The sequence below is a fragment of the Ligilactobacillus pabuli genome, assembly GCF_022836475.1.
Taxonomy (GTDB): domain Bacteria; phylum Bacillota; class Bacilli; order Lactobacillales; family Lactobacillaceae; genus Ligilactobacillus; species Ligilactobacillus pabuli.
In genome coordinates, this window is the sequence record NZ_BQXH01000013.1 from 1 (window position 1) to 14651 (window position 14651).

General features: G+C 41.6%; 10 protein-coding genes and 1 rRNA gene. 3 read left to right on the top strand and 8 right to left on the bottom strand.

The genetic code is table 11. The annotated features are described in order from the left end of the window. From LPAF129_RS07195 to LPAF129_RS07225, 7 genes are all read right to left on the bottom strand, one after another. Window positions 1–59: ribosomal RNA gene (locus LPAF129_RS07195) — 16S ribosomal RNA — on the bottom strand; the annotation flags it as partial. Window positions 60–621: 562 nt separating this feature from the next. After that, window positions 622–1014, bottom strand: coding sequence for a DUF956 family protein (locus LPAF129_RS07200; protein WP_244055504.1), 393 nt, complete (start codon window positions 1012–1014; stop codon window positions 622–624). Between the two features lie 147 nt (window positions 1015–1161). Beyond that, window positions 1162–2091, bottom strand: a complete 930-nt coding sequence (locus LPAF129_RS07205; RefSeq protein ID WP_244055505.1) for a PTS system mannose/fructose/sorbose family transporter subunit IID — start codon at window positions 2089–2091, stop codon at window positions 1162–1164. Between the two features lie 20 nt (window positions 2092–2111). Further along, a complete protein-coding gene (locus tag LPAF129_RS07210) occupies window positions 2112–2921 on the bottom strand; it encodes a PTS mannose/fructose/sorbose transporter subunit IIC (protein ID WP_244055506.1) in 810 nt (269 codons plus the stop codon). Between the two features lie 29 nt (window positions 2922–2950). Beyond that, window positions 2951–3943 carry a PTS sugar transporter subunit IIB gene (locus LPAF129_RS07215; protein ID WP_244055507.1) on the bottom strand — a complete coding sequence of 331 codons (993 nt, stop codon included), beginning with the start codon at window positions 3941–3943 and terminating at the stop codon, window positions 2951–2953. A 71-nt stretch (window positions 3944–4014) separates the two neighbouring features. Continuing rightward, on the bottom strand, window positions 4015–4533 hold the full coding sequence (locus tag LPAF129_RS07220) for a PTS sugar transporter subunit IIB (RefSeq protein WP_244055508.1): 519 nt from the start codon (window positions 4531–4533) through the stop codon (window positions 4015–4017). A 307-nt stretch (window positions 4534–4840) separates the two neighbouring features. Next, window positions 4841–7669 (bottom strand): sigma-54-dependent transcriptional regulator, encoded by a 2829-nt coding sequence (locus LPAF129_RS07225; protein ID WP_244055509.1) that lies wholly within the window; start codon window positions 7667–7669, stop codon window positions 4841–4843. Between the two features lie 299 nt (window positions 7670–7968). Between LPAF129_RS07225 and LPAF129_RS07230 the strand changes: the two genes are divergently transcribed. Further along, window positions 7969–8598 carry a carbonic anhydrase family protein gene (locus tag LPAF129_RS07230; protein ID WP_244055510.1) on the top strand — a complete coding sequence of 210 codons (630 nt, stop codon included), beginning with the start codon at window positions 7969–7971 and terminating at the stop codon, window positions 8596–8598. Between the two features lie 522 nt (window positions 8599–9120). Here the strand turns inward: LPAF129_RS07230 and LPAF129_RS07235 are convergent. After that, window positions 9121–10758 (bottom strand): peptide ABC transporter substrate-binding protein, encoded by a 1638-nt coding sequence (locus LPAF129_RS07235; protein ID WP_244055511.1) that lies wholly within the window; start codon window positions 10756–10758, stop codon window positions 9121–9123. 623 nt (window positions 10759–11381) lie between these two features. On the opposite strand from LPAF129_RS07235, the gene LPAF129_RS07240 reads away from it, so the two are divergent. Then, on the top strand, window positions 11382–13139 hold the full coding sequence (locus LPAF129_RS07240) for an ABC1 kinase family protein (protein ID WP_244055512.1): 1758 nt from the start codon (window positions 11382–11384) through the stop codon (window positions 13137–13139). 169 nt (window positions 13140–13308) lie between these two features. Beyond that, window positions 13309–13740 (top strand): Hsp20/alpha crystallin family protein, encoded by a 432-nt coding sequence (locus LPAF129_RS07245; RefSeq protein ID WP_244055513.1) that lies wholly within the window; start codon window positions 13309–13311, stop codon window positions 13738–13740. Window positions 13741–14651 lie beyond the last annotated feature (911 nt).

Below are 14651 nucleotides of genomic sequence, written 5' to 3' on the forward strand. Positions count from 1 at the left end.
TGCATGTATTAGGCACGCCGCCAGCGTTCGTCCTGAGCCAGGATCAAACTCTCATTTTAAAGTTTGTGACTCATAAATTTTACTAGCGAAATTGACTTCGCAAATGTTTTTTTTGCACTGACCGTTAAGATCAGTGACCTCACACATTTGATTTGTCGAAACTTTGTTCAGTTTTCAAAGATCTACAATTAGAGTGTTTCATTGTCGCAATTGACAACTCATTAAGTTTATCATCTTATCAATAACTTGTCAAGAAGAAATTTAATTTATTTTATCAAGCTAACCGAGTGGATCAACCAGCTCGTTAGCTTAACTGCCGTAACGACAACTTTTATAGTATATCAACTATTTTGAATGATGTCAACAACTTTTTAAATTAAATTATTACCGAAGCACTTGCTCAGCGACAACGAGTATAAGCATACCGCTACAAATGCCTATCGTCAACTACTTTTTTACCTTTTTTGGATAAAAACGATTTCACTTTTTAACTAGCCGTTTTGAGTTAGCTTAACCAATCCAGATTGGATCCTTCAATCAATTATTAACTTGTTAATTTTTTGCTATTAAAAAAGCCAAACCACTTTATTAAGTGATTTGACTCAGCACTAAATTTCAGTCTTATTTCTGTTTCTTAGCAAACATGCTTGTCAATCCACGTTTGATAACTTGGAAGAACGTTAATGAACGAACAATTCGATTTGGTTCAATATAGACCCGAATAGCCCGTAAAACCTTCTTGGGGTCCTTAGAAGAGAAATTCAGCAAGCTTTTATGACCTTTGACTTGAAAACCATAGCGTGGAATCCATTTACCTTTAAAATAAACAGACGCAATAACTAACTGTACTTCTTCCCATGGAATTTGAATATAGTTATTTGGATTACGATCATCATAAAACTCAAAGGCATGATCGCCAACCATAATTTTGCCATAACTATTCATGCCAACATGTGAAGTCCCTGCCGTGACAAGGTTGACTTCAGTATTAAGCGATTTAACCCGATCGTTCATTCTGTGTTTCTGTTTCTTGTTGCCAAACATTGTCTAACCTCCAACATCTATGCTATTTTCTCTGTTATAGCAAAAACGGCCCCATTGTGCAATCGCAATGAGACCGTCAATTATAGAAACAAACTTAAAAATTGTTAATTTATGATCTTAAAGCAAACCGATCACGTGACCAACAACACCGACAACGAAGATGCCGAGGATGATGATGATTGGTGAAACGTTCTTCTTTAATAGCCACATGCATAAGAATGTCAGTAACAATGGAACAAGTCCTGGAATCAAAGAATCCAAGTTGTTTTGCAAAGTCGTTACTTTAAGGCGTTCTAATGACAAGCCGCCAGCTTGTTGTGACAATGCTTCATGAATACCGGCACTACCCTTAGGTAAGTTATTCCAGTCAATGTAAGCACCTTTTTGTTGTTGGATCTTAGAAACAACGGGAGTGAAGTTAATGTTAACCCACCGTTCGATCAAGGCACCAATCACAAACATCCCCATCATGGAAGCTCCACGAGTAATCATTTGCAATAAGCCACCAGACAAATCGTCTGTAATCGCGTTACCGGCTTTATAACCGAATTCCTGAGTATACCAAATTGTTGCTAAACGAATAACGTTCCATAAAACGAAGAACAAGATTGGTCCCATGATACTGCCACCCAAAGCAAGGGAAGCACCCAAAGCACCAATCATTGGACGAACAGTAAACCAGAACACTGGATCACCGACACCAGCCAAAGGACCCATCATACCAACTTTAACACCCTGGATAGCGGCATCGTCGATTGGGGCACCATTAGCACGTTCTTCTTCCAAGGCCAACGTTACACCAATAATTGGTGAAGTTACGTATGGATGAGTGTTAAAGAATTCCAAGTGTCGTTGGTAAGCGGCAGCCCGGTCTTCTTTCTTTTGATACAATTTATTGATTGCTGGGATCATTGAATAACACCAGCCACCATTTTGCATACGTTCGTAGTTCCAAGAACCTTGGAGGAACTGTGTACGCCATGCTACTTTATAAAGATCACTTTTTGATAAAGTAATTTTCTTTTCAGCTACTACTGGTTCAGCCATTGTATTTCCCTCCTTTAGTTTTAATAGTCATCGAGAATATCGCCCAATGGGTCACCGCTATTGCTGTTTCCACCATTGTTTGAACCGCTGTTTGAACCGCTCTTGTCAAGAGACAAGTACATCAAAGCAAGCGCGATACCCAAAGCACCGATAGCAATCAATGTTAAGTCAGAAATTGCAGCAATTACGAACCCAATGGCGAAGAATGGCCAAACTTCACGGGAAGCCATCATGTTGATAACCATTGCGTAACCAACGGCAACAACCATCCCACCACCGATTGACATACCATCATTCAACCAAGCTGGCATTGCTTCAAGCATGCCACGCACGGCTGATGCAGGAATGATCAACAGTAAAATAGCAGGCAAGGCAATCCGTAAACCTTGTAAACAGATACATACATATTGCCAAAAATCAATCATCTTAGAGTTAGCTTCTTTAGCTGCCTTATCCATCAAATGAACAATACCAACTGTAATAGTACGAACAAGCATGGTCAAGAACAAACCAGCAACAGCCAATGGGATCGCAATCGCAACGGCTGAACCAATTCCTTTAACACCTTGTCCACCTTGAACAAGAATAATAGATGAAGCAACAGCAGCTAAAGCGGCATCAGGCGCAACAGCGGCCCCAACGTTTGCCCAGCCTAAGGCGATCATTTGTAATGAACCACCCAACATAATACCTTCAGCCATATGGCCAGTTACCATCCCAATTAGCGTACATGCAACTAATGGTTGATGGAATTGCCACTGGTCCAAGATACCTTCCATGCCGGCGAAGAACGCCACGATCACAACTAATACCATCGAAATAGCAGACATGAAATACCCTCCTTTTCAATTTTAAAGGCTTACAAGCCTAATTCCTTACGGGCTTTTTCAACTAATTCGTCAAAGTTTCCTTTTTTATCTGAAGGAACTTTACGCAAGTCGAACTTAATTCCCATTTTCTTCAATTCATCAAATGTCTTCACATCTTCAGGTCCCATTGACAAAACATTGTTAACGGCAACTTTACCAGTTGAATGTGCCATTGACCCGATATTAAGTTCCTTCAAGTCCATGCCACCCTGAATTGCTTGTAAAGCATCTTCTGGTTTTTCAAACAAGATCAAAGCCTTAGTGTTCCCAAAACGAGGGTCTTTAGCAACTTCTTCCATTTTAGCAACTGGAATAACGTTTGCTTTAACTCCAGGAGGAGCAGCCTGCACGATCATGCTCTTACGTAATTTGTCATGCGCAACATTATCTGAAACGACGATGATCCGGTTTGGTCCAGTAGTCTTAGTCCATGCTGTAGCAACCTGACCATGCAACAAACGTGAATCGACACGTGCCAAAACATATTTGATCTTGCCATCACCAATCACAGTTCCTTCAGGGATGGAGCCGCCTTTAGGTTGTGCATCTGCTGGGGCTGCTTGAGCCTGCGCTTCTTTTGGTTGTAGTGATTCTGGTTTGACCTTCACACCATCTTTAGCTGTTTCAATGATATGTGCAGCAATTTCATGTGCTGAATCCATTGATAAGCGTGATGCGTAAGCTTCAATAACCATCGGCAAGTTCATTCCAGCAACAATTCCCCAAGTATCTTTGTGATCTTCGAAGATATTGCTTGCCTGGTTAAATGGAGTACCGCCCCAAAGGTCGATCAAGAACAAAACTTGTTCTGGGTCGTCAAAAGTTGCGATAGCTTTTTCCATTTTGGCATGAACATCATCCGGACCTTCGCTTGGTTGTAAAGTCACTGTTTGAACATTTTCTTGTTTACCGAAAATCATTTCAGCTGACTGGAAAATGCCTTCCGCGAAACTACCATGGCTCGCGAGGATAATACCTACCATTTTTTGTACCTCCCACAATAAATTTTTCCGGTCCCCCGGAATAGTTATGATAAAACTTGTGACTAAATCTGTTAGTGTGCAGCTCCTTGAGAGTTGAGCTTGATGAGACCTTTTTCCGTTAGTACCTTCCAGAGGTCCTTGGAAGAGTCGCCCGAAACCTTACGAATATCCATCTTGATGCCTTGGTCGTGCATCCAGTGAAAGGCTGCAATATCATCTTGATTCACTGAAATACTATCAGTCACCATCTGTCGGCTACTATTAAAGCTGAGCGCTCCAATATTGACCAGTTTGACTTGAATTCCATTTTGAATCAAGATTTGGGCATCACGTGGATCTTCTACTAAGATCAACGCTTTAAAACTATTAAAGCGTGGGTCAAAGTAGATCCGCAACATTTTCATCAAGGGAATCACATGAACTCTGATTCCTGGTGGACTAGCTTGCTTGATCAGCGTCTTGCGAATGTTATCGCTGGCGACCTGATCAGAAACAACTAAAATTCGATCAACTTTTAAAACTTTTGCCCAGTTAGTAGCGACCTGCCCATGTAGCAGGCGACTATCAATGCGCAGTAACCGAATTTCCATACTAAACCACCCTTACTCTCTAATTTGCTGTTGAACTACAAATCGAGTCAAAACGTACTGTGGAAGTTTTAAATATTTTTTCGCGGTTAACTTATCTGCAGAATTAAGAATTAAAAGTAATAAGATCAAATTCATTTAGCAGTCAAGCTACCTAACGAAAAGTTTTATTCAAAACAATCCACTAACTATATAGCAAGTTCCGTGCCAACTTTTGTGTATCACGTTGCAACATTGATTTAACAATGTTTAAAAGTTATTAAAAAAGCCTAACGATACACAAAATAGTGTATCGTTAGGTTAGTGTACTTTATTCAGCTGTTTCTGTATCGAATAATTTGACGATATAATAAACTTCTTCATCCGTCAGAGTTAAATTCAAGGCACTTTCAATGATTTGATTGGCCTGTAAGATCACCTGTTGCAGTGGTGTATCTTGCACACTGACAACTTCTTCTTTAGTCGCAGTGATCGGTGACTGAGTCAAATAACGCTCAATTGCTCCTGCCAAATGCATCACTACACTAATTCGCAAGGCGTTTGTTAGCTTAAAATCAACCTGCTCATCAACGTAATCACAGTATCTCCATAAAATTCCAATCAATTTTTGGGGGTTAATAAAGGTAAAATACTGTCCCAAATACTGTTGTGCTTTTTGTTCCGTTAGCCCTTCAGCATTATCTAAGTGGTCTTTGGTTTGTGCTGGCGCTCCGCTAGTTTCCATGTCTTCGATCAAGGTGATAAACTTTTCACCGCCACCCTGTAACAGGTCTTTTAACGAAATAAACGGCACGGGAATCTTAGGCCGGGTCACTCCAGTTGTCGCAATAATATGATAATTTCGTTTTAAGTCTTCCAGCGTTTGTCCCATATTCACGACCGAGATTGGAATCACCACAATGTCATCGATCAGATGGTCAACTAAAACTTCATCAAGCATTTCCTTAATTTTGGCAGCAGTCCCTTGGCCGGTAGCACAGAGGGCAACGATTGCCCGTTGCCGCGAATCACCGATCACCAAGTTATCTGTCGGTTTTTCCACTGGTTGAAATGGTCGTGAATAACCGTTAAAGTCACTTAGTTCTTGGTAAACCATCTCTAGGTCACTATCGATCAACGCTGACTTCCGTGCGGCCTCTAGGACCATCGCAGTCGTCACCATGTCAATCGTCTTGACTTCGACTCCGGTCATTTCCACTAATTTATTAGTAAAGGTTCCAAGCGAACCCATATCGACCATTAACAGCACACCATTACCTTGGTCCATTTGCTTAACTTGTTGTGCGATTCCTTTCAAAGCCGTCTGGGGATCCATTTCAAGCGCCATATCAAACGAAGCTAGGTTATCTGCAGATAACAATTGCTGCACCACATGAACCATCGAAGAAGCCGTGCTATTTCCATGGGCGGCCACCACGATCCCAACCTTGCCCAAATTAGGTTCAGCTTTCAAAGAAGCTAAGAGAATTGCTAGATAATACAGTTCGGAGTCTGGCACCGGCATTTGATAGTGTTCTTCTAACATCACCTTAATTTTCTGTGACAAACTGAACTCTCTCGGATAATCGGCAACCATTGAAACAATATTTTGTGCGACTCGGCGTAACGGTTTCCCTGACTGCACTCGTTTAATAAAGGAACTAATATGCAAACTCATCCCATAGAGATAGTTTTCACCGACATCATAGCGTTCCTCTTGCAAGAAATTACCGATCTCATTGGTCACATCAATAATATCTTGATCAATGATCTCATTAAAATTATTGACATCCCGGTCAAACTTCGCATTCTTGTAAAATGATTTCAGGTGCACATTAATATCAGTCATAATAAAGTTATTGATGGCACCTTGGTCTAAGCCTTCATCTTGCAAAACCTGTGCTTTTTCACCAATCACTTCATATAAGTTATATGGCAGTTCATAATTATCTTGGTCTGCCGGTGATCGGGTTGAATTGTCTGGGTGGATCACCAAGGTCGGTTCCAACATTTTAGTTAGTTCACTTTGCTCACTCCGGTTTGAAGCGATTCGTGGCAATCCTTCTTTGATATTAGCCGGCATCGCATCGAAAACTAACTTAATTTCTGTTTCATTATTGATACTTCCCAAAAAGCCTTGGGCGCAGACTAGCTGAATATTGGACTTTAGCTGCCCCACATTCCCATAAGTGACACTGCCGATCAAAGCCTGTACAACATCTTCATTTAATTTAATGTCGCGATGGATTCGGTTGGCCTCCATCGTTAACAGCTGTTTGAGCATCGCCAAACGTTCCCGCATTGTCCGCTTTTTAAAAGCAGGCATTTGAATCATGATGGGGATCCGCCGGACAAAGGTCTGTAACAACGAGCTTTCTGGGTCTTCAGTAGTAGCACAGACCAAACGAACGTTAGCATGGTGCGTTTTACCTGATTCTCCCAAACGGTTATAAGTCCCATGGTCCATAAAGTAAAAAATCATTTCCTGACCTTCTGGCGGCAAACGATGAACTTCATCCAAAAACAGCATTCCGCCGTCCGCTTGTTGGATCAGTCCTTCTTTATCTTCGTTCGCGCCAGTAAAGGCACCCTTGGTATAGCCAAATAATTGCGACATCAACAGTTGGGGGTTATGGGCATAGTCCGCACAGTTAAAAACGGTAATCCCTTCATGAGTCAATACTTTTTTATCACAGGCAAATTGGTACATTGCATTGGCAAAGTACGTTTTCCCTGACCCAGTCGGTCCCGTAATTAAGACGTTCAGCCCATGAGGCGGATACAAAATGGCTGCCTTCGCCTGTTCGACCTGATTTTTTAAACTTTCGTTACGACCGATCATTGTTTCAAAAAAATCGGTCTCAATTTCTGCTTGTCCCGTTCCCGTCTGGCTGCTGGTCTGAGTAGTCGGCTGCTTAGCAGTCTGGTTTTGCGGTTTCGTCTGTCGCACTTTAGGGGCAGCAACGTCCTTAAAACAGTAGCGTACTGGACGTCCAGTAGATTTTACTAAAATATTTTCACGAACTAAGGCATTTAATTCCTTACTAACATTAGAACGTACCAGGCCTAGCGCTTCTGTCACCTCAAGGGTTGTCACTCCATCATCATTCGCTGTTGGCTGACGGTGCAGATAGGCTAATATTTTTTCTCGGCGTGTCATATTTTTCCTCGTTTCTAGTGCACATCTCGTTCCAAAATTACTGTATCAATTATAACACACTAGCGCTGTTGAAAAAGCATTCATTGTCTACGACCAATCCTAATCACTGGCAGAAAAAATTTATTTGCTAAAATAAAAACAGGGCAAAACAAGGCGTTAAACTCCCAAGTAATATCGTATCCTGACCTTTAATATGTCTTCGACATTGAAGGCTGGGCTTGGATAGACGGAATTTTCTGTTTCACGCAGCTCGACTAAAAATCACAGGGTCCAGTACCCCGACTAAAAAGAGGGATCATTTGGAATATTTAGATTATTCACAACAAGCTAACTGGGAGCCGCATTCAAGCTTTGAATCTCCCATTGATTTAACAGTCTCACAAAATCTCCACCAGTCATTCACACAACAATCATTAAGCCTAACTTTTACAGCTAATGAACCACTGGTTAAAAAAGAACAAGCTAACGGCGATCAGTTTTTAGCGCAAGGTTCGTTGAACATTGGCGACCAGAAATTTGAACTGCAACGCCTCCACTTTCATGACGGCAGCGAGCATACGATCAACGGTCAGTACTTTGACGGCGAGATCCACTTAGTCTATCAAAATGCAGCCCAAGCAAATCTAGTGCTAGCGATCCTGTGCGAAGTCGCTCCTGATTCTCAGGAACAACTGCCACTCAGCCAAATTTATCAGGAACAAGCAAGCAGCAGTGACTTAGCAGATTTATTACCAGACGAGCTTAGTTACTACACTTACACCGGTTCATTAACAACTCCGCCCTTACAAACCGGTGTGACCTGGGTCGTTTTAGCACAACCGCACCTGATTTCTAAAGAATCCAAAGCCGCCCTGCACGCCGACTATCCCGATAACCACCGGGAGCTGCAAGCAGTTAATGGTAGAAAAGTGCAGTTCTTTCAGCAATAAATCAAATTGTGCTATTTTCTACCATAGTTTTGGAGAGTATGGTAGTTTTGTGCTGGTTTTCTACCATAGTTGCCCGGACTATGGTAGTTTTGACTCACTTTTCTACCATAGTTAAGCAAAGTATGGTAGAAAAATGAGCTAGCAACAGTTTGTACCAAACATTCTTCAACTCAAGCAAAAAAACGAGTGTCAAAATTGATTTGTTGTAAAATACAATCAATTTTGGCACTCGTTTTATTTCAGGGAGGGTACGACATCATCTATTTCGCTGGATTATTAGTCGAGCTGCTTGAGGCAAGAGATTCCGCTGATTCCAATCTAACCTTCAATACTGAAACCGCATTAGCTCCTGAGTTCCGATGGTGCTCGCTTTCTCCCGTTTCACTCCGCTCTGTGATTATTAGTCGAGTTCCTCAAAGCAGCTCCTTTCCGCCTATCCAAGTCTAACCTTCAATGCCAAGTGCGCATTAAAGGTCAGACTCCGATATGCTCGGGAGCTAACCGCTTTGCTCCGCTCTGTGATTATTTAGCGATATATGTCGTCTTCCAGTTATTTGAAACTCCGGCTGAGTTTTGGATCAAGCCTTTCACATTTTCTCTTACCATTGTTGGTTGGTTCAACTGGTAAAGTGGTGCAACACCTTGGTCTTCACTCAAGATCTTCGAAGCTTGCACTAAATCATCCCAACGTTTGGCATCATTAGTTGAATCTGTCGTCTTCGAAGCCTGCACTAATTTGTCATACTCTGCATTCTTCCATTTCCCATTGTTGTATGAGTTATTAGAAGTAAAGAGATCAATGAAGCTGATAGCGTCAGAGAAATCAGCTGCCCATGAGCCCATGACAACATCAAATTGTTGAGTACGTGCTCGGTTTAATCTCGTCTTAAATGGAACGTTAGAAACTCGGATATCAACGCCCAAGTTTTCACCTAACTGACTTTGAATAAAGGCAGTAACTTTCTTACTGATATCTGTATCATCGCCTAAAAGAGTGAAGGTCAACTTATCTTGGCCAGTTTCCTTCAATCCTTCTTTCAGCAATTGCTTAGCCTTCTTCTTGTCAAATGTCACGCCCGCTTTAGTTTGCGCTGCATCAGCGAAATCTTCACCCTTGTATGTTTGCAAGCCTGAAGAAACGACGCTCTTAGCGACCTTAGTTCCTGAACCTAAGACCTTATTTGCCAATTGGTCCCGGTCAATTGCGTAAGAAATAGCTTGTCTGATCTTCTTATTTTGGAATTTCTTTTGAGTTTGATTGAATTCCAAATAGTTGGTCCGTGCTTCTTTTAAGACCGTGTAATCTGGTTTCTTGGATAATTGGTTAGCTTGTTCTGTACTCAAAAGAGCTTCATCCAATTTCTTGGCTTGGTATAAGTTGTAACCAGTTGAAGTATCCTTATTGACCTTGAAGTTAATTTGATCAAGTTTAACTGCTTTTTTATCCCAGTATTTATCATTTTTATCTAGTGACCAGCTTAAATTGGAACCTGTCCATTTGTTCAGCTTAAATGGACCATTATAAGCCATGTACTTAGAAGCAGTCCCATATTTGGCGCCGGCTTCCTTAACTACACTTTCATTTTGCGGGAAGAATGATGGGAAGCCCAGTAACAGTTTAAAATATGGCACGTTTTTCTCTAAAGTAACCACTAATTGATGTTTGCCTTTAGCCTTGATCCCTAACTGGTCAACCGGCTTCTTGCCTTCCATGACCTCGTTGGCATTCTTGACGCCATCGTATAAGTAAGCATATTCAGATCCTGTTTTAGGGTTCAGTGTCCGTTGCCAGCCGTAAACAAAATCTTTGGCGACAACTGGATCACCGTTCGACCACTTGCTGTCATCACGCAAGGTGAAGGTATATGTCAGGCCATCCTTGGAAACTTTAGTTTTCTTGGCGATTCCTGGTTCGATCTTAGAGTTCTTACCAATTCGATACAAACCTTCCATACTATTGTTCATCATGTCAAATGAAATCGTATCTGTTGCCTTTGAAGGATCCATTGTTGGTAATTCTGATGGTTCATTCCAATTCAAAACCTGTTTTTCAGCTAAATTTTTTGTCCCACTAGCGTCTTTGTTCGACCCACAAGCCGTCAGTGTCAGTCCAGCCGCTGCAACAACTACCCCAGCAGTCCATACCTTTTTTAAATTCATCTGTGTCACTTCCTTTTCTAACCTTTTTATAATGTTTTGTTAAATTATAACCGATATTAATTAAAAAGCAACTCATTTTTGTAAAATAAGCAAAAATTTTTATTGGCCATTAGTCTGTTTCTTCAAGCAAAAGACGAACATCACTGTTTAAATTCGTGATAGACATAAAGTTAATGTTTTATAATTTTTAACTATCCAAATTTAAATATTTTTTCTTGGCTTGATAGTGCGACCCCCGAGTTCCGATTTGTTCCGCTCTGTGATTGTAGTCGAGCTGCTCAAACCAGGACTTTCCGCTCCGTGGTTTAGTCGAGCTGCGTGAAACAGAAAGTTCCGCCCATCCAAACCCAGGGCCAATGCCGAAACCGCATTAACTCCTGGGTCCCGATGGTGCTCGCTTTCTCCCGTTTCACTCCGCTCTGTGGTTGTAGTCGAGCTGCGTGAGGCAAGAGATTCCGCTTATCCCAGCCCGACCTTCAATGCCAAATACGCATTAAAGGTCAGGCCACGATCATGCTCGTCTCTTAACCGCCTCACTCCGCTCTGTGGTTTTTAGTAGGTCCCTCCGCTAAAAAATGCTAAAATATAAGAAAATAGACTATTTGAGAAAGGAGCTCAGCCCAATGGTTGCCAAAAATCCACCTTCTACTACTACAAAAGCCGTCCCCACTAAACGGGAACGTCTTTTAGAGATCGTTCATGTCATTCGTGAACACGATATGATCCGCAACTTTATCCGCCAAACTAACCCGCGTGAAATTCGACTAGGCTTTGAAGAACTTGGACCAACCTTTATTAAAATGGGCCAAATTCTTTCAACTAGACCTGATTTGGTTTCTCCAGCCTACACTAAGGAATTTGGGCATCTGCAAGACCATGTCCCAGTTGACTCCTATCAAACAGTCGCTTCGACCTTTCGCCAACAAACCGGTCAAGAAATCGACGATGTTTTTGCCAGTTTCGATGAGGAGCCCTTTGCTTCCGCCTCGATTGGTCAAACACACCGTGCTCAGCTGGCTGATGGCACAGAAGTTGTCGTTAAAGTCCAACATCCAAAAGTCCAAGAACTAGTCCACACGGATATGGAGCTCTTTAAAAGAGCCGTCGATATTTCAAAAATCGGCCCAGAAATTGGCGTGATCAATCCCGAAGATATTTTTAACGAAATTAAAAACGCCTTATTCACAGAAATTAACACTGAAATTGAAATTCAAAATGGGCAAGAGTTCTATGAACTAAATCACGACGACGGCATCATCTTAGTTCCACAGACATACGCTGATTTTTCTGCGCAAAAAATCCTGGTCACCAGCTATATGCCAGGTGACAGTATCAAATATTTCATGCAAGAACCGCTCAGTCACGACGTGCAACGTGCTCGCCAACAAAAAGCAGAACGTAAAAATGTCGCTGAGGCACTGGTCAAAAATTTTGTCAAACAAGTCTTTGATGACAACTTTTTCCACGCCGACCCGCATCCTGGCAATATTTTGTTTCAGCGCCTAGATGCTCAAGAACTACAAGATCAAAATCACGTCACATCATTTCAACGGAAGATTCGCGGCAAAAAAACGACCCTAACTGCTCAAGACGACTTGCCTGATTATCGGATCACCTACCTAGACTTTGGAATGATGGGCCGTTTAACTCCCAATCTAGTTGATGGGATCATCCAAATCATTTTAGCCTTAAATACCAAGGACACTCGCGCAATCGGACAGGCCATTTTGGCGATTTGCAACCGGACCGGTCACGTGGACCAGGAAGAATTTTTCGTCGAACTTGGCTTATTTTTACAACCCTACATGCAGATGGGCCTGGGACAAGTTGACTTACCAAATCTTTTATTTGAGATCATCAGCTTATGTCGCCATAATAACTTGCAAGCTAAGTCAGAAATTACACTGCTCGTCAAAGCCTTTGCGTCGTTAGAAGGAATTGTTGCCCAGTTAGATCCTGACCTGGAAATGATGGATGTTGCCCGTCCGTTTGCCAAGGAATACTTGCTAGACCACTTTAGCTGGCGCGGCCAACTTGAAGACAGCGCCTTAGACCTAGCTCAGTCGCTGCGGGTCATTCCAAAGATTCCGCTCAAACTCGACCAGCTGCTCAACATCTTTTCAACTGGCCAAACTAGATTTAACATTGCGCTTAAGGGGCAGGATACTCTTTTTGCTGGTCTAAATAAGATAATTGACCGTCTGATCACCGCCATCATTTTAGCCGCCCTGATCTTAGGTTCGTCTCTGTTAGTCCAGGGCAGTGCCGAACACCCTGCCATTTATCGTTTGGGTGTGGCTGGCTACATTGTATCGTTTATTGTGATCATCATCTTGATTTTAGCCACCTTGCACACCCGTTTTAAAAACCGCAAAAAATGATTTTTTGTTAAAAAACTACTAGGGGCTTTTGATTGCATCCCCGCTAAAAATGATTACAATTAAAAGTGAGAGGGACTTTTGAAAGACAAGCTTTCAAAATCGTCTCGCTTCATTAACCGTCAAGCTAAAAGACAAGTAGCTTCAGCAATAGAAAGGAAGTAACACAATTATGGCTAATGAGATTTCAAACCGTTTCAATAATTTATTAGATTCTGGCGACGAACTGTTCAAGAATTTTGGGCGTCCATTCTTCAATATGAGTGATTCTTTCAAGGAACTGCGAACCGATGTCGAGGAAACAGCTGAAGATTACACCGTTGTCATTGATATCCCTGGTGTAGAAAAAAAGGATATCTCGATCGATTTTAAAGATAATACCTTAACCGTTTCAGCTAAACGTCAATCATACAGTGACCGCAGCGACAAAGACGGCAACATGATTGCCAGCGAACGGAGTTATGGTCGTTTTACTCGGCAGTATAACTTCCCTGATGTTGATCATGAAAAGATCGGTGCTAAATATGCAGACGGTGTTTTGACTGTTAGTTTGCCAAAAACAACTGAAGGTCAAGATAAGACCCACAAAATTGCAATTGAATAGTTAAGTTAACCAGCAACTCCCCACCAAAATTTCCAACTTGGCGGGGAGTTTTTTTAACAAATATTTAGCTGGATGGTCTTAATCAAATGACTTAATTTTTTGAGTAAAACTCGCCTTAATCCCTATTCCAACAAGCTTTAGTGTTACGAGGTCTGTGCTTAGATCTCAGTAAATACCTTAAGCTTTTTAGACATAAAAATTCTTGCTATTTTCTCGGTGATAACGCTTGCATTACTTTTGGTGGTATGGTATAAAATAGGTGTAAGGAAAGATCCAGACTCAGTTAGTGAGTCAGACAATTGAATAGAGTACCATCGTTTTAATAGGTAACATGGTTTCAAGTACCAGATTTAAGTACCAGGTTTTAAGTATCAGGTTTTAAGTATCAACTTTTTAAGTATCATGTTGTGAATCTCGAACTAGTCGATTTAATGAGCATTAGTCCGTTAGATCCAACCAAAATGGAGAATATGATGGAGGGTGTGTCAACCAACATATTAACGTACCGAACTCAGATTTTCTTTTCATCGTTTTTATAGAGGATTTTAGAAGGTGATTGAACCAACATGAGATGCGTTTCAACCACAAATAATTTAGTCGAACGGAAGTGATGAAGTCAACATGAAACTTTTTAGGTCCGTTAGCCCACAATGGTCAGGTCAAAAGAGCTCAACAACCGGTATTGACCATCGTCCAGGTAAGGGAGCAATTTGATAGTTATGCAGAAAAATATCCACAGTAATTGCTCAGCGAGGGTTACGGAAACACGATCTTTCCTTACTGCACCAGCAACACAGAACCACCAGCCACATGCTCAGCGTCCCTGATGTGTGAAGATCTTAGGAGAAACATGTGAACCTCCAAGATGATATGTATGAGTGAATCCGCGGGCCTGAGTTTTAGCGGTTAGA